General features: G+C 62.2%; 17 protein-coding genes. 13 read left to right on the top strand and 4 right to left on the bottom strand.

The window, feature by feature from the left end; translation table 11 throughout:
* Positions 1-69: 69 nt before the first annotated feature.
* Entirely contained in the window at positions 70-543 is a 474-nt protein-coding gene (gene sbmC, locus ACOI7D_RS08725) for a DNA gyrase inhibitor SbmC (protein WP_048336055.1), read from the bottom strand.
* A gap of 185 nt (positions 544-728) precedes the next feature.
* Positions 729-1,892 (bottom strand): serine-type D-Ala-D-Ala carboxypeptidase DacD, encoded by a 1,164-nt coding sequence (gene dacD, locus ACOI7D_RS08720; RefSeq protein WP_023290332.1) that lies wholly within the window; start codon positions 1,890-1,892, stop codon positions 729-731.
* Between the two features lie 180 nt (positions 1,893-2,072).
* Here dacD and sbcB point away from each other — a divergent pair, with 180 nt between their 5' ends.
* Together sbcB and ACOI7D_RS08710 are read left to right on the top strand one after the other, a co-directional pair.
* Positions 2,073-3,497, top strand: a complete 1,425-nt coding sequence (sbcB, locus tag ACOI7D_RS08715) for an exodeoxyribonuclease I (protein WP_023290333.1) — start codon at positions 2,073-2,075, stop codon at positions 3,495-3,497.
* Positions 3,498-3,626 (top strand): hypothetical protein, encoded by a 129-nt coding sequence (locus ACOI7D_RS08710; protein ID WP_021313317.1) that lies wholly within the window; start codon positions 3,498-3,500, stop codon positions 3,624-3,626. It begins immediately after the preceding gene.
* A gap of 221 nt (positions 3,627-3,847) precedes the next feature.
* Here the strand turns inward: ACOI7D_RS08710 and fusA are convergent, their stop codons facing one another.
* Positions 3,848-5,950, bottom strand: a complete 2,103-nt coding sequence (gene fusA / locus ACOI7D_RS08705; RefSeq protein ID WP_109547135.1) for an elongation factor G — start codon at positions 5,948-5,950, stop codon at positions 3,848-3,850.
* A gap of 240 nt (positions 5,951-6,190) precedes the next feature.
* Here fusA and ACOI7D_RS08700 point away from each other — a divergent pair, with 240 nt between their 5' ends.
* Positions 6,191-6,499: an ArsR/SmtB family transcription factor gene (locus tag ACOI7D_RS08700; RefSeq protein ID WP_023290335.1), complete on the top strand. Its 309-nt coding sequence runs from the start codon at positions 6,191-6,193 to the stop codon at positions 6,497-6,499.
* Positions 6,500-6,518: 19 nt separating this feature from the next.
* Here the strand turns inward: ACOI7D_RS08700 and nifJ are convergent, their stop codons facing one another.
* The gene (nifJ, locus tag ACOI7D_RS08695) at positions 6,519-10,031 is read right to left on the bottom strand and encodes a pyruvate:ferredoxin (flavodoxin) oxidoreductase (protein WP_109547134.1); all 3,513 of its coding nucleotides are present in this window, start codon (positions 10,029-10,031) and stop codon (positions 6,519-6,521) included.
* Positions 10,032-10,434: 403 nt separating this feature from the next.
* Between nifJ and nifH the strand changes: the two genes are divergently transcribed.
* From nifH to nifS, 10 genes are all read left to right on the top strand, one after another.
* The gene (nifH, locus tag ACOI7D_RS08690; protein ID WP_004203553.1) at positions 10,435-11,316 is read left to right on the top strand and encodes a nitrogenase iron protein; all 882 of its coding nucleotides are present in this window, start codon (positions 10,435-10,437) and stop codon (positions 11,314-11,316) included.
* A 16-nt stretch (positions 11,317-11,332) separates the two neighbouring features.
* The gene (nifD, locus tag ACOI7D_RS08685) at positions 11,333-12,781 is read left to right on the top strand and encodes a nitrogenase molybdenum-iron protein alpha chain (protein ID WP_023290337.1); all 1,449 of its coding nucleotides are present in this window, start codon (positions 11,333-11,335) and stop codon (positions 12,779-12,781) included.
* 55 nt (positions 12,782-12,836) lie between these two features.
* A complete protein-coding gene (gene nifK, locus ACOI7D_RS08680; RefSeq protein WP_023290338.1) occupies positions 12,837-14,399 on the top strand; it encodes a nitrogenase molybdenum-iron protein subunit beta in 1,563 nt (520 codons plus the stop codon).
* A 39-nt stretch (positions 14,400-14,438) separates the two neighbouring features.
* Positions 14,439-14,657, top strand: a complete 219-nt coding sequence (gene nifT / locus ACOI7D_RS08675; RefSeq protein WP_004203557.1) for a putative nitrogen fixation protein NifT — start codon at positions 14,439-14,441, stop codon at positions 14,655-14,657.
* 10 nt (positions 14,658-14,667) lie between these two features.
* Entirely contained in the window at positions 14,668-15,330 is a 663-nt protein-coding gene (locus ACOI7D_RS08670; RefSeq protein ID WP_109547133.1) for a NifB/NifX family molybdenum-iron cluster-binding protein, read from the top strand.
* 568 nt (positions 15,331-15,898) lie between these two features.
* A complete protein-coding gene (gene nifE, locus ACOI7D_RS08665; RefSeq protein WP_032454924.1) occupies positions 15,899-17,272 on the top strand; it encodes a nitrogenase iron-molybdenum cofactor biosynthesis protein NifE in 1,374 nt (457 codons plus the stop codon).
* Positions 17,273-17,281: 9 nt separating this feature from the next.
* Entirely contained in the window at positions 17,282-18,667 is a 1,386-nt protein-coding gene (nifN, locus tag ACOI7D_RS08660) for a nitrogenase iron-molybdenum cofactor biosynthesis protein NifN (protein WP_109547132.1), read from the top strand.
* Positions 18,654-19,124 carry a NifB/NifX family molybdenum-iron cluster-binding protein gene (locus tag ACOI7D_RS08655; protein WP_072422155.1) on the top strand — a complete coding sequence of 157 codons (471 nt, stop codon included), beginning with the start codon at positions 18,654-18,656 and terminating at the stop codon, positions 19,122-19,124. Before nifN ends, ACOI7D_RS08655 begins: the two co-directional genes overlap by 14 nt.
* A gap of 194 nt (positions 19,125-19,318) precedes the next feature.
* On the top strand, positions 19,319-20,158 hold the full coding sequence (gene nifU, locus ACOI7D_RS08650) for a Fe-S cluster assembly protein NifU (RefSeq protein WP_109547131.1): 840 nt from the start codon (positions 19,319-19,321) through the stop codon (positions 20,156-20,158).
* Between the two features lie 15 nt (positions 20,159-20,173).
* Entirely contained in the window at positions 20,174-21,376 is a 1,203-nt protein-coding gene (gene nifS / locus ACOI7D_RS08645; RefSeq protein ID WP_049015431.1) for a cysteine desulfurase NifS, read from the top strand.
* The last annotated feature ends 2 nt before the right edge of the window (positions 21,377-21,378 follow it).

Here is a 21,378-nt window from a genome sequence, read left to right as displayed (position 1 = left end):
TTGTAACTGCTTTTTCGCCCGGAGCGTGCCGGGAATGTAAAAATCCTTGTCCGGAACAGGGGTAAATCGCTACGACGCGACGCGGGCGACGGGAACATACATGTCGATATCCCAGTAGCCGTCGTGGTTGCCGTCGTTAAGATAGACCTCAAAGCAGGGCTGGGGGGCGATGCGATACGCCGTGCTCTGCAGCAGGCTGTCGAAAAACTGCCTCCACGGGGTGGCGAAGTCGTGATCCACCACCCGCGCGCGGGCACAGGCGTAATCCCCGCCGGCAATCGCCGTTATGATCACCCCTTCGCTGTTGGCGGGAATGACGTAATCCTCGTCAACGGCGACCACGGTGGCGCAGCGCAGTTTTTCCGCCGGCACGTCCTCCGGGTTATCGTAGTAGACGGCAAGCCACTCGCGGGCGGGCACCTGCCGGCCCTCAACCCACATCATCAGTTGCTCAAACCCCTGCCTGACGGTTTGATCCCAGGGCCCGACCAGATGGAAACCGGCAATGGTTTTCTTGCCGAGGGGGGTGACGCTGTAGTTCATCTTGCCTCCTTCGCGAACAAATTACTGTATAAATGTACAGCCAATCTAGCAGGAGATCCCCCCTCAGTATGTGCGCGAATTCACAGAGTCGCCATTGCGGCTGATGAAAAAAACGGCGATGTTGTCACTGCGTCTGCCGGGCGGCAGGCGAAAAAAAACCGCCTGCAAAGAGGCGGTTGGCGTGGTTACAGCTCGTGGTGCAGGTAATCGCTCATTCGCGAGAACACCCCGCCTTTATTAATGCTTTCGAGGGTGACCAGCGGATAGTGGCCCACGACCTTGTCGCCGTCATACAGCGAAATCTCGCCGACCCGCTGGTTGGCGGCGATCGGCGCCTCCAGATCCTTTTTATCCAGCACGTATTTCGCCTTAATCCGCGACACTTCCGCCTTCGGCAGCGCTAACCAGAAATCCTGATCGGTGCCGAGCTTAATCTGCTCTTTATCACCGTACCAGATGCGCTCGCTGCCGACCTTCTGCCCCTTCTGCAGCACCTGCACGGTGTCGAAGTTCTGCTGCCCCCAGTGCAGCAGTTTCGCGGCCTGCTGCTCGCGGCCTTTCGGGCTGTCGGCCCCCATCACCACGGCGATCAGCCGGCGCTGGCCATCCACCGCCGAGGCAATCAGGTTGAACCCGGCGCCCGACGTGTGGCCGGTTTTCAGGCCATCGACGTTCAGGGTTTTATCCCACAGCAGACCGTTACGGTTTTGCTGGGTAATGCCGTTCCACGTCAGGCTTTTCTGGCTGTACATGTGGTAGACGTCAGGCTCGCCATGGATAATCGCCCGCGACAGCACCGCCAGGTCATAGGCCGAACTGTGCTGGCCCGGGGCATCGAGGCCGTGGACGGTTTCGAAATGGGTATCCTGCAGATGCAGTTTTTCGACATACTGATTCATCAGGGCGACAAACTGCGGCTGACCGCCGGCGACATAGTCGGCCAGCGCGACGCAGGCGTCGTTGCCGGAGTCGACAATCAGCCCGCGGCTGAGGTCGCGGACGCTGACGCGATCCCCTGGCTTTAAGAACATCAGGGATGACCCGTCGAACACCGGGTTGCCCTTCGCCCAGGCGTCTTTCCCCACGGTGACGATATCGTCAAAGGTGATACGATGGCTGTCGATGGCGCGATCGACCACGTAGCCGGTCATTAATTTGGTCAGGCTGGCAGGATTGCGCTGCTGATGTTCGTTACCCGCGGTCAGTACCTGACCGGTGGTGTAATCCATCAGCACCCAGGAGCCAGCCTGAATGGAAGGCGGCGCGACCGTAGCAGGTAAGTCGACGGCAAATGCGCAGGAAACGCTCGAAGCGAGCAAAGATACAGCAATAAACAAACGGCCTTTCAACGGCATATCCTCTAGATTTACAGATCCGCCGTCCTTTTTACGGAACTTCGCGTTTCATATCAGGGTTTAATTGCAAGAAAATATGACACGGCGGAGGATGTTGCTTGCCGTTACCCTTCTGATGACCGGGCAAATCGTTTACCATACCGGTCGCACGCCACCACGGATAATGAACAGACTATGCAAGACAGCGTCAACCAGCCCGGATTTTTATTCCACGATTATGAAACCTTCGGCACCAGCCCTTCCCTTGACCGGCCGGCACAGTTCGCCGCCATCCGCACCGACGCGGAGTTAAACGTGCTGGGCGAGCCCGAGGTGTTTTACTGCAAGCCCGCTGACGATTACCTGCCGCAGCCGCAGGCGGTAATGATCACCGGGATCACCCCGCAGGAAGCGCTGGCCAAAGGGGATAACGAGGCCGCGTTTGCCCGCCGCATCCACGATCTGTTCACGGTGCCGCAAACCTGCATCGTCGGCTATAACAATGTGCGCTTTGATGACGAAGTGACGCGGAATATCTTCTATCGCAACTTCTATGACCCTTATGCCTGGAGCTGGCAGCACGATAACTCGCGCTGGGATCTGCTCGACGTGATGCGCGCCTGCTATGCCCTGCGTCCGGAAGGGATCGCCTGGCCGGAAAATGACGAGGGTCTGCCGAGCTTCCGCCTTGAACATTTGACCGTCGCCAACGGTATTGAACACCAGAACGCCCATGACGCGATGGCCGACGTGTACGCCACCATCGCCATGGCGAAGCTGGTGAAAACCCGGCAGCCGCGGCTGTTTGACTATCTCTACAGCCACCGCAATAAGCGCAAGCTGGCGACGCTCATCGACGTGCCGCAGATGAAGCCGCTGGTGCATGTCTCCGGCATGTTCGGCGCCGCGCGCGGCAACACCAGCCTGGTGGCGCCCCTGGCCTGGCATCCGGAAAACCGCAATGCGGTGATTATGGTCGATCTGGCGGGGGATATGGCGCCGCTGCTGGAGCTGGATGCGGACGCCCTGCGCGAGCGGCTTTACACCCCGCGCGCCGAGCTTGGCGATCTGCCGGCGGCGCCGATCAAGCTGGTGCATTTGAACAAATGTCCGGTGCTGGCCCAGGCCAATACCCTGCGCCCGCAGGATGCCGACCGGCTGGGGATCTCCATTCAGCGCTGTCTGGAGAATGCCCAGCTGCTGCGGGCGAATCCGCAGGTGCGGGAGAAAGTGGTGGCGGTCTATGCCGAAGCCGAGCCGTTCGTGCCGTCCGAAAACGTCGACGCCCAGCTTTACAATGGGTTCTTTAGCGATGCCGACCGCGCGGCGATGAAAATCGTGCTGGAAACGGAACCGCGCAATCTGCCGGCGCTGGATATCACCTTCGCCGACAAGCGCATCGAACGCCTGCTGTTTAACTACCGGGCGCGCAACTTTCCCGGCACGCTCGATGAAGCCGAGCAGCAGCGCTGGTTAGAGCACCGTCGTCAGGTATTTACGCCTGAGTTTTTGCAGGCCTATGCCGATGAACTGCAGATGCTGTATCAGCAGTATGCGGATGATAAAGAGAAGCTGGCGCAGCTGAAGGCGCTGTGGCAGTACGCGCAGGATATTGTCTGATTGGCTGAAATTCCCGGGTTGCGGCTAACGCCTTACCCGGGCTACAAACTGTATCAGCAGTACGCGGATGATAAAGAGAAGCTGGCGCAGCTGAAGGCGCTGTGGCAGTACGCGCAGGATATTGTCTGATTGGCTGAAATTCCCGGGTTGCGGCTAACGCCTTACCCGGGCTACAAACGATGACCGGGGAGGACACCTGACCGTAGGCCCGCGCAAGCGCAGCGCCGCCGGGCATTGCATCCCCGGTTCGTGCTTACCTTTTTGCCCGGGGGCGGCTTCGCCTTACCGGGCCTGGGCGCTGGTGCCAGAGTAGCCCGGGTAAGGCGAAGCCGCTACCCGGGATGACTGGCTTAACTTTTCGCGCGGCTGGCGATGATTTCATCCGCTACGTTGCGCGGCGCTTCCGCGTAGTGGTGGAACTCCATGCTGTAGGTTGCTCGTCCCTGAGACATCGAGCGCAGCGTGGTGGAATAACCAAACATCTCCGCCAGCGGCACATCGGCGCGGATGATCTGGCTGCCGAAGCGCTCTTCCATTCCCTGCACCATCCCGCGACGGGAAGAGAGATCGCCCATGATATTCCCGGCGTACTCTTCCGGCGTTTCCACCTCCACGTGCATCACCGGCTCAAGGATCACCGGGTCCGCTTTGCGCGCCCCTTCCCGAAAGCCGAAGATCGCCGCCATGCGGAACGCCATCTCCGAGGAGTCCACATCGTGGTACGATCCGAAGGTCAGGGTCGCTTTCACGTCAACCACCGGATAGCCCGCCAGCACGCCGGTGCCCATCGCTTCGCGCAGCCCTTTCTCCACGGAAGGGATGTACTCGCGCGGCACTACCCCGCCTTTGGTGGCGTCCTCGAAGACGAAACCGCTGCCCGGCTCCAGCGGCTCCAGGGTCAGCACGACGTGCCCGTACTGTCCTTTACCGCCGGACTGGCGCACAAATTTGCCCTCCACGTCCGTCACTTTCTTGCGCAGGGTTTCGCGGTAGGTGACCTGCGGACGACCAATGTTGGCTTCGACGTTAAACTCGCGCTTCATCCGGTCGACAACGATCTCCAGATGCAGCTCGCCCATGCCGGAGATAATCGTCTGGCCGGACTCTTCATCGGTATGCAGACGGAACGACGGATCTTCCGCCGCCAGCCGCTGCAGCGCGATGCCCATTTTCTCCTGGTCCGCTTTGGTCTTCGGCTCAATCGCCAGCGAAATCACCGGCTCCGGAAACTCCATCCGCTCAAGGGTAATCACCGCATCCGGGTCGCATAACGTATCGCCGGTAGTGACATCCTTCAGCCCAACGCAGGCCGCGATATCCCCGGCGTGCAGTTCGTCCACTTCGTGGCGATCGTTGGCCTGCATCAGGACGATACGCCCGATGCGCTCTTTCTTGCCCTTCACCGGATTCCACACCGCATCGCCTTTCTTCAGCGTCCCGGAGTAGACGCGGATAAAGGTCAACTGGCCGACGTAGGGATCGGTCATCAGTTTGAACGCCAGCGCCGACAGCGGCTCATCGTCGCTCGGATGGCGCTCCGCCGGCTGGCCTTTCTCATCCACGCCCTGTATCGCCGGAATATCCAGCGGCGACGGCATCAGCTCCACCACCGCGTCGAGCATGCGCTGCACACCTTTGTTTTTAAAGGCGCTACCGCAGAGCACCGCCTGGATTTCACCCTTCACCGTGCGCTGGCGCAGACCGGCGACGATCTCCGCCTCGTCCAGCTCGCCGGTTTCGAGATATTTGTCCATCAGCGCGTCGCTGGCTTCCGCCGCCGCCGAGACCATTTTCTCCCGCCACTCGCGGGCCGTCGCCAGCAGATCGTCAGGGACCGGCCCGTAGCTGAAGGTCATGCCCTGGGTGGCGTCATCCCACAGGATGGCGCGCATTTTCACCAGGTCGACGACGCCGGTAAAATGCTCTTCAGCGCCAATGGGGATGACAATCGGCACCGGGTTGGCCTTCAGGCGGTCGATCATCATCTGCACCACGCGGAAGAAGTCCGCGCCGGGGCGGTCCATCTTGTTGACGAAGGCCAGCCGCGGGACATGGTATTTATTCGCCTGGCGCCAGACGGTCTCCGACTGGGGCTGCACCCCGCCGACGGAGTCATACACCATCACCGCGCCGTCGAGCACGCGCATGGAACGTTCCACCTCAATGGTGAAATCCACGTGCCCCGGGGTGTCGATGATATTGATCCGGTGCGGCTCGAAGCTGCGGTCCATACCCGGCCAGAAGCAGCTCACCGCCGCCGAGGTAATGGTGATCCCGCGCTCTTGCTCCTGGGCCATCCAGTCGGTGGTTGCCGCGCCATCGTGTACTTCACCCAGCTTATGGCTCATCCCGGTGTAAAACAGGATGCGCTCGGTGGTGGTGGTTTTACCGGCATCGATATGCGCGGAGATACCGATGTTGCGATAACGTTCGAGGGGGATGGGTCGGGGCATGATGCGTCCTTAGTCGTTTTGACTGTCAGTCTGCGGTCGGAATGATCCGCAGTTCATTTCACTGCCGCTTATGATAGTACAATTGTACGAGTATATTCGAACTGTTTTTACTATTATTATGATTGGTCAGGTTGCGGCGGCGCGCGTGGCATGAGAACAGGAGTTTGGGTATAGTAGCCGCCAGCCGCCGATACGGGCTGCGGCCGCCATGCGCCGCGCCACCGCCGACACAGGATTATTATGATCGCCAATCACCCTGAACGAGAACAAATTCGCCTGGAAAATGTCCTTTCCGCGCTCGGCAACCCGCTGCGACTGGAGATCATCCGCACGCTGGCCGACGGCAGCGAGCAGAGCTGTAACGCTCTGCGTCAGGAAGAGGTGGCCAAGTCCACCATGACCCACCACTGGCGCGTCCTGCGCGACAGCGGTGTGATCTGGCAGCGGCCTCAGGGACGGGAGAATATGATTTCGCTGCGCCGGGAAGATCTGGACGCCCGTTTTCCCGGCCTGCTGGATACGCTGCTGAACGTGATGCAGCAGTCGTAAATCGCTAACCTGCTGCCTGCTACTCCCCCGCCAGCCGCTGGTACTGCCTGAAACGGGCCCGGGCATCCTCCTCCGTTTGCCGGAACAGCGCGTCCGCCAGATCCGGGGTGGTTTTGTGCAGCGCGGCATAGCGCACCTCGCCAAGCAGAAAGTCGCGGAAGCTCTCTTCCGGCTCTTCAGAGTCCAGTATAAACGGCGTTTTGCCCTCGGCTTCGCGCTGTGGATGGTAGCGCCACAGGTGCCAGTATCCCGCCTCCACCGCCCGCTTCGCCTCGCGCTGACTGCAGCGCATCCCGGCTTTCAGGCCGTGGTTGATACAGGCGGCGTAGGCGATCACCAGCGACGGTCCCGGCCAGGCTTCAGCCTCGGCGATGGCCCGCAGGGTCTGATCTTTATCGGCGCCCATGGCGATCTGCGCAACGTAAACATTGCCGTAGCTCATCGCCATCATGCCGAGATCTTTTTTCCGCGTGCGTTTCCCCTGGGCGGCAAACTTGGCGATCGCCGCCACCGGGGTCGATTTGGACGACTGGCCGCCGGTGTTGGAGTAGACCTCGGTATCGAACACCAGAATATTGACGTCTTCCCCGCTGGCCAGCACATGATCGAGACCGCCGAAGCCAATATCGTAGGCCCAGCCGTCGCCGCCGAAGATCCACTGCGAACGCCGGACGAAATAGTCACGGTTCTGCCAGAGCTGCTCCAGCAGCGGAACCCCCTCTTTTTCCGCCGCCAGCAACGCACTAAGGCGGTCCGCACGCTCGCGGGTCCCCTCCCCCTCGTCCTGCTGCGCCAGCCATTGCCGCATCGCGGCGTGAAGCGCGTCGCTGACCGGCAGCGCCAGGGCGCGGGTCATCTCCCCGGCGATCTGTTGGCGGATCGCCTGGCCGCCGAGCATCATGCCCAGCCCGAACTCGGCGTTGTCCTCAAACAGCGAGTTTGCCCAGGCCGGCCCGTGGCCGCGGTGGTTGGTGGTATAGGGCATCGAAGGCGCGCTGGCGCCCCAGATCGAAGAGCAGCCGGTGGCGTTGGCGATCAGCATCCGGTCGCCAAACAGCTGGGTGATCAGCCGGGCATAGGGCGTTTCGCCACAGCCCGCGCAGGCGCCGGAAAACTCCAGCAGCGGCGTTTCGAACTGGCTGCCTTTGACCGTCGTTTTGCGAAACGGGTTGTCTTTTGGCGCCAGCCCCAGCGCGTAGTCCCAGACCGGGGCCATCGCGCGCTGGCTGTCGAGGGAGGCCATCTGCAGCGCCTTGCCGCGCGACGGGCAGCTCTCCACGCAGTTGCCGCAGCCGGAGCAGTCCAGCGGCGAGATAGCCAGATGATAGTGGTAGTCTTTGGCCCCCTGGGCCGGTTTGCTCAGCAGCCCGGCGGGCGCCGTATCCTGTTCTTCAGCGTTCAGCAACGCCGGGCGGATCGCCGCATGCGGGCAGACGAAGGCGCACTGGTTACACTGGGTGCAGCCGTCGGGCTGCCAGACCGGCACCTCCAGGGCAATGCCGCGCTTCTCCCAGGCGGCGGTGCCGGAGGGAAAGGTGCCGTCTTCCATCCCGGCGAAGGCGCTCACCGGCAGCAGGTCGCCACGCTGGCGGTTCATGGGCTGCAGAATATCGCGGATGAAGTCCGGCATCAGGGTTGTCGCATTCGGCGCCGGCGCCTCGAGGGTCGCCCAGTGGGCGGGAACCGTCACCCGACGCAGCGCCGCCATCCCCAGCTCGATCGCCCGCTGGTTCATCTCAATGACGCTCGCCCCTTTGCTGCCATAGCTTTTCTCCACCGCCTGCTTGAGATAGTCCGCCGCAGTTTGCGGATCGATAATCGCCGTCAGCTTAAAGAACGCCGCCTGCATCAGCATGTTAAAGCGCCCGCCGAGGCCCAGCTCGCGGGCGATGTCCACGGCGTTGAGGGTATAAAAGTCGATCTTTTCCTGCGCCAGATAGCGCCGGACGCTGACCGGCAGGTGCTGCTCCAGCTCCGCCTCGGACCAGCTACAGTTGAGCAAAAAGGTGCCTCCCGGCTTCAACCCCTCCAGCAGGTCGTAGCGGTCGACATAGGATTGCTGAGAGCAGGCGATAAAATCGGCCCGGTGGATCAGGTAGGGCGAGGTGATTGGCCGGTCGCCAAAGCGCAGGTGCGAGACGGTGATCCCCCCGGACTTTTTCGAGTCGTAGGAAAAGTAGGCCTGAGCATAGAGCGGCGTGTTATCGCCGATGATCTTGATGGCGCTTTTGTTCGCCCCGACGGTGCCGTCCGAGCCCATGCCCCAGAATTTGCAGGCGGTGATCCCGGCGTGGGAGACCGCCAGCGGTTCCTGCCGGACGGGCAGCGAGGTAAAGGTGACGTCATCGACAATGCCCAGGGTAAACCCGTCCTTCGGCAGCGGCTGCCTGAGGTTGTCAAACACCGTGGCGATATCGTTGGGCAGCACATCCTTACCGCCGAGGGCGTAGCGGCCGCCGACAATCAGCGGCGCATCGTCGCGTTGATAGAAAGCGTTTTTGACGTCGAGGCACAGCGGTTCCGCCTGCGCCCCCGGCTCTTTGGTGCGGTCAAGGACGGCAATGCGCTGCACGCTGGCGGGCAATTGCGCGAAGAAGTGCGCCAGCGAGAACGGGCGATAGAGATGAACGCTGAGCAGCCCCACCTTCTCCCCCGCCGCATTCAGCGCATCCACCACCTCCTGGACGGTGTCGCACACTGAGCCCATGGCGATAATCACCCGCTCGGCGTCCGGCGCGCCGTGGTAATTAAACAGGTGATATTCCCGCCCGGTGAGCGCGGTGATCTTCGCCATATAGCTTTCCACCAGATCGGGCAGCGCGAGGTAGAAGCGGTTACCGGCCTCCCGCTCCTGGAAGTAGATATCCGGGTTTTGCGCGGTGCCGCGGATCACCGGGTGATCCGGATGCAGCGCCTGACGACGAAAGCGCTCCAGCGCCGGGCGGTCCAGCAGCGCCGCCAGTTGCTCATACTCCAGCACCTCGATCTTCTGTATTTCGTGCGAAGTGCGAAAGCCGTCGAAGAAGTTGATAAAGGGTATCCGCCCGGCGATCGCCGCCAGATGCGCCACCGCCGACAGGTCCATCACCTGCTGAACGTTATTCTCCACCAGCATGGCGCAGCCGGTCTGGCGCACCGCCATCACATCCTGATGATCGCCAAAAATATTCAGCGAATTGGTCGCCAGCGCCCGGGCGCTAACGTGAAAGACGCCCGGCAGCAGCTCCCCGGCAATTTTGTACAAATTGGGGATCATCAGCAGCAGCCCCTGCGACGCGGTGTAGGTGGTGGTGAGCGCCCCCGCCTGCAGCGCGCCGTGCACCGCCCCGGCGGCGCCGGCTTCAGACTGCATCTCCATCAGGCGCACCGGCCGACCAAAGAGGTTCTTTTTCCCCTTAGCGGCCCATTCATCGACATTCTCCGCCATCGGCGTGGAGGGGGTAATGGGATAGATGGCCGCCACGTCGGTAAAGGCGTAGGAGATCCAGGCCGCCGCCGCGTTGCCATCCATTGTTTTCATGTTTCCGGACATCGTTCAATCCTCGAAGGTGAGCGTTCTCTTTACCGCGACAGCCCGCGGCAAACCCTGTTTCCTCTTCAAGCACAGCCTGTGCCAGCTCGCGGATTGCCGCCTGTCGCTTATTAATTCAACAGGTTAAGGGAAGAAAGGCGCAGGTCCGTCCGGCGGAATTGCGGGGAATAAGACACAGGGCGCGACAAGCTGTTGAACAGGCGACAAAGCGCCGCGCCGGGCCGGTGGCGGGAAATTGTTCTGTTTCGCACATTTGGTGGCGTTATTGTGCCGTTTGCGCAGGCCCCCGGCGCGGCCGGTTTACAGAAAATACTTATTTATCAAATAACTGCATAAAAAATCACAGCTGGTATGTTCCCTGCACTTCTCTGCTGGCAAACACTCAACAACAGGAGAAGTCACCATGACCATGCGTCAATGCGCTATCTACGGTAAAGGCGGTATCGGTAAATCCACCACCACCCAGAATCTCGTCGCGGCCCTCGCCGAGATGGGTAAGAAAGTAATGATCGTCGGCTGCGATCCGAAGGCGGACTCCACCCGTCTGATCCTCCACGCTAAAGCCCAGAACACCATTATGGAGATGGCGGCGGAAGTGGGCTCGGTCGAGGATCTGGAGCTCGAAGACGTGCTGCAAATCGGCTATGGCGATGTACGTTGCGCCGAATCCGGCGGCCCGGAGCCAGGCGTCGGCTGTGCCGGGCGCGGGGTGATCACCGCCATCAACTTCCTCGAGGAAGAAGGCGCCTATGAAGAAGATCTGGATTTCGTCTTCTATGACGTCCTCGGCGACGTGGTCTGCGGCGGCTTCGCCATGCCGATCCGCGAAAACAAAGCCCAGGAGATCTACATCGTCTGCTCCGGGGAGATGATGGCGATGTATGCCGCCAACAATATCTCCAAGGGGATCGTGAAGTACGCCAAATCCGGCAAGGTACGCCTCGGCGGCCTGATCTGTAACTCGCGCAAAACCGACCGCGAAGACGAGCTGATCATCGCCCTGGCGGAAAAGCTCGGCACCCAGATGATCCACTTTGTTCCCCGCGACAACATTGTGCAGCGCGCAGAGATCCGCCGAATGACGGTGATCGAGTACGACCCGACCTGTCAGCAGGCCAACGAATATCGTCAGCTGGCGCAGAAGATCGTCAATAACACCAAAAAAGTGGTGCCGACCCCCTGCACCATGGACGAGCTGGAGTCGCTGCTGATGGAGTTCGGCATCATGGAAGAAGAAGACACCAGCATCATTGGTAAAACCGCCGCTGAAGAAAACGCGGCCTGAGCACAGGATCCTCACCATGACCAACGCAACAGGCGAACGTAACCTTGCGCTCATCCAGGAAGTCCTGGAAGTGTTTCCCGAAACCGCGCGCAAAGAGCGCAGAAAGCACATGATGATCAGCGATCCGCAGATGGAGAGCGTCGGCAAGTGCATTATCTCGAACCGTAAATCGCAGCCCGGGGTGATGACCGTGCGCGGCTGCGCCTACGCCGGCTCGAAAGGGGTGGTGTTTGGGCCGATTAAAGACATGGCCCATATCTCGCACGGCCCCATCGGCTGCGGCCAGTACTCGCGCGCCGGACGGCGCAACTACTATACCGGCGTCAGCGGCGTCGACAGCTTCGGCACCCTGAACTTCACCTCAGATTTTCAGGAGCGCGATATTGTCTTCGGCGGCGATAAAAAGCTGAGCAAATTGATTGAAGAGATGGAGCTGCTGTTCCCGCTGACCAAAGGGATCACTATTCAGTCGGAGTGCCCGGTGGGCCTCATCGGCGATGACATCAGCGCCGTGGCCAACGCCAGCAGCAAGGCGCTGGATAAACCGGTGATCCCGGTGCGCTGCGAAGGCTTTCGCGGCGTCTCGCAGTCGCTGGGCCACCATATCGCCAACGACGTGGTGCGCGACTGGGTGCTGAACAACCGCGAAGGGCAGCCGTTTGCCAGCACCCCGTATGATGTCGCCATCATTGGCGATTACAACATCGGCGGCGACGCCTGGGCCTCGCGCATTCTGCTGGAGGAGATGGGGTTGCGGGTAGTGGCGCAGTGGTCCGGCGACGGTACTCTGGTGGAGATGGAGAACACCCCGTTCGTTAAGCTAAACCTCGTCCACTGCTACCGCTCGATGAACTATATCGCCCGCCATATGGAGGAGAAACATCAGATCCCGTGGATGGAATATAACTTCTTCGGCCCGACCAAAATCGCCGAATCGCTGCGCAAAATCGCCGATCAATTTGATGACGCCATTCGCGCCAATGCGGAAGCGGTGATCGCCAAATATGAGGGACAGATGGCGGCCATCATCGCCAAATATCGCCCGCGGCTGGAGGGGCGCAAAGTGCTGCTGTACATGGGGGGGCTGCGGCCGCGCCACGTCATCGGCGCCTATGAGGATCTCGGGATGGAGATCATCGCCGCCGGCTACGAGTTTGCCCATAACGATGATTACGACCGCACCCTGCCGGACCTGAAAGAGGGCACTCTGCTGTTTGACGATGCCAGCAGCTATGAGCTGGAGGCCTTCGTCAAAGCGCTGAAGCCCGACCTCATCGGCTCCGGGATCAAAGAGAAATATATCTTCCAGAAAATGGGGGTGCCTTTCCGCCAGATGCACTCCTGGGACTATTCCGGCCCCTATCACGGCTATGACGGCTTCGCCATCTTTGCTCGCGATATGGATATGACCCTGAACAATCCGGCGTGGAACGAACTGACTGCCCCGTGGCTGAAGTCTGCGTGATTGCCCCTTCACTGTCCCGTCAGTCCACCGATTTGTGGCGCGGGAGGAGAACACCATGAGCCAAACGATCGATAAAATTCACAGCTGTTATCCGCTGTTTGAACAGGATGAATACCAGACCCTGTTCCAGAACAAAAAGAGCCTTGAAGAGGCGCACGACGCGCAGCGCGTCCAGGAGGTATTTGCCTGGACCACCACCGCCGAGTATGAAGCGCTGAACTTCCAGCGCGAGGCTTTGACCGTCGACCCGGCCAAAGCCTGCCAGCCGCTCGGGGCCGTACTCTGCGCGCTGGGGTTCGCCGGCACCCTGCCCTACGTCCACGGCTCTCAGGGCTGCGTCGCCTATTTCCGCACCTACTTTAACCGCCATTTTAAGGAGCCGGTGGCTTGCGTCTCCGACTCGATGACCGAGGACGCGGCGGTGTTCGGCGGCAACAACAACATGAATCTGGGCCTGCAGAATGCCAGCGCGTTGTATAAACCCGAGATTATCGCCGTCTCCACCACCTGCATGGCCGAGGTGATCGGCGACGATCTGCAGGCGTTTATCGCCAACGCCAAAAAAGAGGGATTTGTTGACGACAGTATCGCCATTCCTTACGCCCATACCCCCAGCTTTATCGGCAGCCATGTCACCGGCTGGGACAATATGTTCGAAGGGTTCGCGAAGACCTTTACCGCTGACTACGCCGGGCAGCCGGGCAAACTGCAAAAGCTCAATCTGGTGACCGGATTTGAGACCTATCTCGGCAACTTCCGCGTGCTGAAGCGGATGATGGCGCAGATGGATGTCCCCTGCAGCCTGCTCTCCGACCCTTCAGAGGTGCTCGACACCCCCGCCGACGGCCATTACCGGATGTACGCCGGCGGCACCAGCCAGCAGGAGATCAAAACCGCGCCGGACGCCATTGACACCCTGCTGCTGCAGCCATGGCAGCTGGTGAAAAGCAAAAAGGTGGTTCAGGAGATGTGGAATCAGCCCGCCACGGAGGTAGCCGTTCCGTTGGGTCTGGCCGCTACCGACGCGCTGCTGATGACCGTCAGTCAGCTGACCGGCAAACCGATCGCCGACGCCCTGACCCTTGAGCGCGGCCGGCTGGTGGACATGATGCTGGACTCCCACACCTGGCTGCACGGCAAAAAATTCGGCCTCTACGGCGATCCGGATTTCGTGATGGGCCTGACGCGCTTCCTGCTGGAGCTGGGCTGCGAGCCGACGGTGATCCTCAGCCATAACGCCAATAAACGCTGGCAAAAGGCGATGAAGAAAATGCTCGACGCCTCGCCCTACGGCCAGGACAGCGAAGTGTTCATCAACTGCGACCTGTGGCACTTCCGGTCGCTGATGTTCACCCGTCAGCCGGACTTTATGATCGGTAACTCCTACGGCAAGTTTATCCAGCGCGATACCCTGGCGAAGGGCAAAGCCTTCGAAGTGCCGCTGATCCGTCTCGGCTTTCCGCTGTTCGACCGCCATCATCTGCACCGCCAGACCACCTGGGGCTATGAAGGCGCGATGAACATCGTCACGACGCTGGTGAACGCCGTGCTGGAAAAACTGGACCACGACACCAGCCAGCTGGGCAAAACCGATTACAGCTTCGACCTCGTTCGTTAACCATCAGGCGCCCCGCCGCAGGCGGGGCCAGGAGGGAGTATGCCCATCGTGATTTTCCGTGAGCGCGGCGAGGCGCTGTATGCCTATATCGCCAAACAGGATCTGGAGGCCCGGGTGCTTCAGGTCGAACATGACGAGACGGACCGCTGGGGCGGCGCGATTGCCCTTGAAGGGGGACGTCGCTACTACGTCAATCCGCAGCCGGGGCGGCCGGTCTTTCCGATAAGCCTGCGCGCCACCCGCAGCACGCTGCTATAAGGAGCTGGAAATGTCCGATAACGATACCCTTTTCTGGCGTCTGCTGGCGCTGTTCCAGACGCTGCCGGAGGTGCAGCCGGTGCAAGTCGTCGACTGGCTGGCGCAGGAGTGCGGCGAAACCTTGACCCCGGAACGGTTAACCACCCTGACGCAGCCTCAGCTGGCCGCCAGCTTTCCTTCGGCGACGGCGGTGATGTCCCCGGCCCGCTGGGCGCGGGTCATCGCCTGCCTGCAGGGGGTGCTGCCCGGCCATTTGCGCATCGCCCGGTCACCCCAGCGGACGCCCCAGCTGCGGGTCGCCTTCTGTTCACAGGATGGCCTGGTCATCAATGGTCATTTTGGCCAGAACCGGCTGTTTTTTATCTATGCCTTCGATGACCAGGGCGGCTGGCTGGCGGATCTGCGCCGCTATGCCTCCCCTTCGGCGACGTCTGACGCCAGCGAGATGCGCGCCCGGCTTATAGAGGACTGTCAGCTGCTGTTTTGCCAGGAGATCGGCGGGCCCGCCGCCGCCCGGCTGATCCGCCACCGGATCCACCCGATGAAAGCGCCGCCGGGCACGACGATCCAGGCCCAGTGCGAGGCGATCAATACGCTGCTGGCCGGCCGTTTGCCGCCGTGGCTGGCGAAGCGCCTCAACCGGGATAACCCTCTGGAGGAGCGTGTTTTTTAATCGTTGTGTTGTGCTTGTTGCCCGCCGACCCCGCGGGCCTTTTTTTGCCCCCGCAGGGGGCGTAATTTCTTTCAGCAAGGCAAGCGCCGCAGGACAGGGACAAAAGTGACAGCGGGGGGTTAGGCGCATCAGGAAAATTGGCGAGAACGCAGGCGCGCATCCAGGACTGGCCGCCAGGACGGCGGCCAGAGGGCGGTCGAGACAAGGATGTCGAGTCCGCCCGTTCCGCCAGATGAAGCCGGAGTGGAGCGGACCGCGCAGCGGCAATTTTCAGCGCCATGCGGGGGGTCATGGGGGGCGGGCGAAACGCCCCCCATGCCGTTCACCCGCAGAGGGCGCGATGAAATAGTGAGGAAGGTCGGTGAACGGAATATTCCACCTTATCGATCCTTCCCGCCTTTCACCAGTCTGAAATCCAGTTATCAGCGCGATAAATCATGCCTCCCCCCTGTCTGATTGTTGCCTTTGTCGCAAAGCCCACAACCCTTTTTCCTTAAAAATCAACCCCCCTCTCCCTGGAGCGCGAATTGCATCACCTCCCCGGTCTCCCACCGTCAACGAGGTCACTATGAAGGGAAAGGAAATTCTGGCGCTGCTGGACGAACCCGCCTGCGAGCACAACCAGAAGCAAAAATCCGGCTGCAGCGCCCCTAAGCCCGGCGCCACCGCCGGCGGCTGCGCCTTCGACGGCGCGCAGATAACGCTCCTGCCCATCGCCGATGTCGCGCACCTGGTGCACGGCCCTATCGGCTGCGCGGGAAGCTCGTGGGATAACCGCGGCAGCGTCAGCGCCGGCCCGGCCCTCAACCGGCTCGGCTTTACCACCGATCTCAACGAACAGGATGTGATTATGGGCCGCGGCGAACGCCGCCTGTTCCATGCCGTGCGTCACATCGTCGACCGCTATCGCCCGGCGGCGGTCTTTATCTACAACACCTGCGTACCGGCGATGGAAGGCGATGACATTGAGGCGGTGTGCCAGGCCGCGCAGACCGCCACCGGCGTCCCGGTCATCGCCATTGACGCCGCCGGCTTCTACGGCAGCAAAAATCTTGGCAACCGGATGGCGGGCGACGTAATGCTCAGGCAGGTGATTGGCCAGCGCGAACCCGCCCCATGGCCGGACAACACGCCCTTTGCCCCGGCCCAGCGCCACGATATCGGCCTGATTGGCGAATTCAATATCGCCGGCGAGTTCTGGCAGGTCCAGCCGCTGCTCGACGAGCTGGGGATCCGCGTCCTCGGCAGCCTCTCCGGCGACGGCCGCTTTGCCGAGATCCAGACCCTGCACCGGGCGCAGGCCAATATGCTGGTGTGCTCGCGAGCGCTGATCAACGTCGCCCGGGGGCTGGAGCTACGCTACGGCACGCCGTGGTTTGAGGGCAGCTTCTACGGGATCCGCGCCACCTCCGACGCCTTGCGCCAGCTGGCGGCGCTGCTGGGGGATGACGACCTGTGCCGCCGCACCGAGGCACTGATCGCCCGCGAGGAGCGAGCAGCGGAGCAGGCGCTAGCGCCGTGGCGCGAGCAGCTCCGCGGGCGCAAAGTGCTGCTCTACACCGGCGGCGTGAAATCCTGGTCGGTGGTCTCGGCCCTGCAGGATCTCGGCATGACCGTGGTGGCCACCGGCACGCGGAAATCCACCGAGGAGGACAAACAGCGGATCCGGGAGCTGATGGGCGACGAGGCGGTGATGCTTGAGGAGGGCAACGCCCGCACCCTGCTCGACGTGGTGTACCGCTATCAGGCGGATCTGATGATCGCCGGCGGACGCAATATGTACACCGCCTGGAAAGCCCGGCTGCCGTTCCTCGATATCAATCAGGAGCGGGAGCACGCCTACGCTGGCTACCAGGGCATCATCACCCTCGCCCGCCAGCTCTGTCTGACCCTCGCCAGCCCCGTCTGGCCGCAAACGCATGCCCGCGCCCCGTGGCGCTAGGAGAACACCATGGCAGACCTTATCCGTAGCGAAAAACCGCTGGCGGTGAGCCCGATTAAAACCGGGCAACCGCTCGGGGCGATCCTCGCCAGCCTTGGGCTGGCCCAGGCCATCCCGCTGGTCCATGGCGCCCAGGGCTGCAGCGCCTTCGCCAAAGTTTTCTTTATTCAGCATTTTCATGACCCGGTGCCCCTGCAGTCGACGGCCATGGATCCGACCGCCACGATCATGGGCGCCGACGGCAATATCTTCACCGCGCTCGACACCCTCTGCCAGCGCCACAGTCCGCAGGCCATTGTGCTGCTCAGCACCGGACTGGCGGAGGCGCAGGGCAGCGATATCGCCCGGGTGGTACGCCAGTTTCGCGAGGCGCATCCCCGCCATCACGGCGTGGCGATCCTCACCGTCAACACCCCGGATTTTTTTGGCTCCATGGAAAACGGCTACAGCGCGGTGATCGAGAGCATCATCGAGCAGTGGGTGGCGCCGGGGCCGCGTCCGGGGCAGCGTCCCCGGCGGGTCAACCTGCTGGTCAGCCACCTCTGTTCGCCAGGGGATATCGAATGGCTGAGCCGCTGCGTGGAGGCCTTTGGCCTGCAGCCGGTGGTCCTGCCGGACCTCTCCCTGTCGATGGATGGCCACCTGGGTCAGGGGGATTTTACGCCCCTGACCCAGGGCGGCGCCTCGCTGCGCCAGATTGCGCAGATGGGCCAGAGTCTGGGCAGCTTCGCCATCGGCGTGTCGCTGCAGCGGGCGGCATCGCTCCTGAGCCAGCGCAGCCGCGGAGAGGTGATCGCCCTGCCGCACCTGATGACCCTCGACCACTGCGATACCTTTATCCATCAGCTGGCGAAGCTGTCCGGGCGCCGCGTACCGGCCTGGATTGAGCGCCAGCGCGGCCAGCTGCAGGATGCGATGATCGACTGCCATATGTGGCTGCAGGGCCAGCGCATGGCGATGGCCGCGGAGGGCGACCTGCTGGCGGCCTGGTGTGATTTCGCCCGCAGCCAGGGGATACAGCCCGGCCCGCTGGTCGCCCCCACCAGCCACCCCAGCCTGCGCCAGCTGCCGGTCGAGCGGGTGGTGCCGGGGGATCTGGAGGATCTCCAGCAGTTGCTGAGCCAGCAACCCGCCGATCTGCTGGTGGCTAACTCTCACGCCCGCGATCTGGCGGAGCAGTTTGCCCTGCCGCTGATCCGCGTCGGCTTTCCCCTTTTCGATCGGCTCGGCGAGTTTCGCCGGGTTCGCCAGGGGTACGCCGGCATGCGCGATACGCTGTTTGAGCTGGCCAATCTGCTGCGCGACCGCCATCACCACACCGACCTCTACCGATCGCCGCTTCGCCAGGGCGCCGACCCCCAGCAAGCTCCAGGAGACGATTATGCCGCTCATTAACCGTCAGTTTGAGATGGTCCACGCCGACGAGTGGTCGATGAAAGTCGCCTTCGCCAGCTCCGATTACCGCCATGTCGATCAGCATTTTGGCGCCACGCCGCGGCTGGTGGTCTACGGCGTCAAGGCGGATCGGGTCACCCTGCTGCGGGTGGTGGAGTTCCCGGTCGTCAGCGGCCATCAGACCGAGAAAATTGCCGAGCGTATCCACGCCCTGGAGGATTGCGTCACCCTGTTCTGCGTGGCGATTGGCGAGGCGGTTTTTCGCCAGCTGCTGCAGGTGGGCGTCCGCGCCGAACGGGTTCCCGATCAGACCACCATCCTCGGCTTACTGCAGGAGATCCAGCTCTCCTGGTATGAAAAAGCGCAGCGCCGCAGCGCGCGGCAACGCGATCCGCAGCGCTTTAACCGCCTGCTGGAGGAGCAGACGTGGCGGGAGGAGCCCGACCCGCAGCCCTGAGCCTGTCGTTTATGTGACAAAGCCCACAAAACGCCACAACAGTGTCGGCTCTGTCGGGGGTGGTTAACCCACCAGGTCATTAACAAATAAGGTTTTTATGCGTTGGTACCGCAATTGCTTGGGGAACAGTACCACCGCCAGTCTGCGGTGCACCGCGCCCCGGCGTTTTCGTCATCATCCCTGGAGCTGACAGCATGTGGAACTACTCCGAGAAAGTGAAAGACCATTTTTTTCATCCCCGCAACGCGCGCGTGGTCGACAACGCCAACGCGGTGGGCGATGTGGGTTCATTAAGCTGCGGCGATGCGCTGCGCCTGATGCTGCGGGTTGATCCGCACACCGAGATCATCGAGGAGGCCGGCTTCCAGACCTTCGGCTGCGGCAGCGCCATCGCCTCCTCTTCCGCGCTGACGGAGCTGATTATCGGCCACACCCTGACCGAAGCCGGGCAGATCACCAACCAGCAGATCGCCGACTACCTCGACGGCCTGCCGCCGGAGAAAATGCACTGCTCGGTGATGGGCCAGGAGGCGCTGCGTGCGGCTATCGCCCATTTTCGCGGCGAAAGCCTTGAGGAGGAGCATGAGGAGGGCAAGCTGATCTGTAAATGCTTCGGCGTCGACGAAGGACATATTCGCCGGGCCGTGGTGAACAACGGCCTGACCACCCTCGAGGAGGTGATCAACTACACCAAGGCCGGCGGGGGCTGTACCGCCTGCCATGAAAAAATTGAGCTGGCGCTGGCGGCGATCCTCGCCCAACAGCAGCCCGCCCCCCTGCCGGCGGAGACGGCCCACGATGCGCAGTGGCAAAGCGTGGTCGATACCATCAACGAGCTGCGCCCGCACATTCAGGCCGACGGCGGCGACATGACGCTGGTGAGCGTCACCCCGCGCCAGGTCACCGTCAGCCTCTCCGGCAGCTGCAGCGGCTGCATGATGACCGACATGACCCTCGCCTGGCTGCAGCAAAAGCTGATGGAGCGCACCGGAAGTTACATGGACGTGGTGGCGGCCCCGGCCGCGGTTAACTAACCCCAGGGGGACACAATGAAACCTGTTTATCTCGATAACAACGCCACCACCCGTCTCGACCCGATGGTTCTCGACGCGATGATGCCCTTTTTGACCGACTTTTACGGCAATCCCTCGTCGATTCACGATTTTGGTCTGCCAGCGCAGGCCGCCCTTGAACGGGCGCACCAGCAGGTGGCCGCTCTGCTCGGGGCCGACTACCCCAGCGAGATCATTTTTACCTCCTGCGCCACCGAGGCCACGACCACCGCCATCGCCTCAGCGGTGGCCCTGATGCCGGAGCGGCGCGAGATCATCACCAGCGCGGTCGAACATCCCGCCACCCTGGCGGTGTGCGAACAGCTGGAGCGCCAGGGATACCTGATCCACCGTATCGCCGTGGATCGGCAGGGCGCTCTGGATATGGCGCAGTTTCGGGCGGCGCTTAGCCCACGCGTGGCGCTGGTCAGCATCATGTGGGCCAATAACGAAACCGGCGTCATGTTCCCGGTGCCCGAGCTGGCGGAGCTGGCCCATGAGCAGGGCGCGCTGTTTCACTGCGACGCCGTGCAGGTGGTGGGCAAAATCCCGATGGCGCTCAGCCAGACGCGGATCGATATGCTCTCCTGCTCGGCGCATAAATTCCACGGCCCCAAAGGGGTGGGCTGCCTCTGGCTGCGGCGGGGAACGCGTTTTCGCCCGCTGCTGCGCGGCGGCCACCAGGCGCATGGCCGGCGGGCCGGGACGGAAAATATCAGCGGCATTGTCGGCATGGGCGCCGCCAGCGAGCTGGCGCAGGTCCACCTCCCGGGCATGGCGCAGATAAGCCAGCTGCGCGATCGCCTTGAACATCATCTCCTGAGCGCCATTCCGGCGGTAACGGTGATGGGCGGCAGCCAGCCGCGGGTGCCCGGCACGCTTAATCTGGCCTTCGAGTGCATTGAAGGCGAGGCGATCCTGCTGCTGATGAATCAGGCCGGGATCGCCGCCTCCAGCGGCAGCGCCTGCACCTCCGGCTCGCTGGAGCCGTCGCACGTCATGCGGGCGATGAATATTCCTTACACCGCGGCCCACGGCACCGTTCGCTTCTCCCTCTCGCGCTACACCCGGGAAAAAGAGATCGACTACGTCATCGCCGCCCTGCCTCCTGTTATCGACCGGCTGCGCGCCCTGTCGCCCTACTGGCGAAACGGCCAGCCGCTCCTGCAGGATGGCGCCTTCGCGCCGGTCTACGGTTAAGA

It is taken from the genome of Klebsiella sp. C360 (assembly GCF_048822415.1).
Lineage (GTDB): Bacteria > Pseudomonadota > Gammaproteobacteria > Enterobacterales > Enterobacteriaceae > Klebsiella > Klebsiella quasipneumoniae.
This window is presented reverse-complemented; position numbering and strand designations above follow the sequence as displayed.

Coding starts and splice junctions, on each gene's coding strand:
- sbmC (WP_048336055.1), bottom strand. CDS start 543: ATGAACTACAGCGTCACCCCCCTCGGCAAGAAAACCATTGCCGGTTTC.
- sbcB (WP_023290333.1), top strand. CDS start 2,073: ATGCAAGACAGCGTCAACCAGCCCGGATTTTTATTCCACGATTATGAA.
- fusA (WP_109547135.1), bottom strand. CDS start 5,950: ATGCCCCGACCCATCCCCCTCGAACGTTATCGCAACATCGGTATCTCC.
- ACOI7D_RS08700 (WP_023290335.1), top strand. CDS start 6,191: ATGATCGCCAATCACCCTGAACGAGAACAAATTCGCCTGGAAAATGTC.
- nifJ (WP_109547134.1), bottom strand. CDS start 10,031: ATGTCCGGAAACATGAAAACAATGGATGGCAACGCGGCGGCGGCCTGG.
- nifH (WP_004203553.1), top strand. CDS start 10,435: ATGACCATGCGTCAATGCGCTATCTACGGTAAAGGCGGTATCGGTAAA.
- nifD (WP_023290337.1), top strand. CDS start 11,333: ATGACCAACGCAACAGGCGAACGTAACCTTGCGCTCATCCAGGAAGTC.
- nifK (WP_023290338.1), top strand. CDS start 12,837: ATGAGCCAAACGATCGATAAAATTCACAGCTGTTATCCGCTGTTTGAA.
- nifT (WP_004203557.1), top strand. CDS start 14,439: ATGCCCATCGTGATTTTCCGTGAGCGCGGCGAGGCGCTGTATGCCTAT.
- ACOI7D_RS08670 (WP_109547133.1), top strand. CDS start 14,668: ATGTCCGATAACGATACCCTTTTCTGGCGTCTGCTGGCGCTGTTCCAG.
- nifE (WP_032454924.1), top strand. CDS start 15,899: ATGAAGGGAAAGGAAATTCTGGCGCTGCTGGACGAACCCGCCTGCGAG.
- nifN (WP_109547132.1), top strand. CDS start 17,282: ATGGCAGACCTTATCCGTAGCGAAAAACCGCTGGCGGTGAGCCCGATT.
- ACOI7D_RS08655 (WP_072422155.1), top strand. CDS start 18,654: ATGCCGCTCATTAACCGTCAGTTTGAGATGGTCCACGCCGACGAGTGG.
- nifU (WP_109547131.1), top strand. CDS start 19,319: ATGTGGAACTACTCCGAGAAAGTGAAAGACCATTTTTTTCATCCCCGC.
- nifS (WP_049015431.1), top strand. CDS start 20,174: ATGAAACCTGTTTATCTCGATAACAACGCCACCACCCGTCTCGACCCG.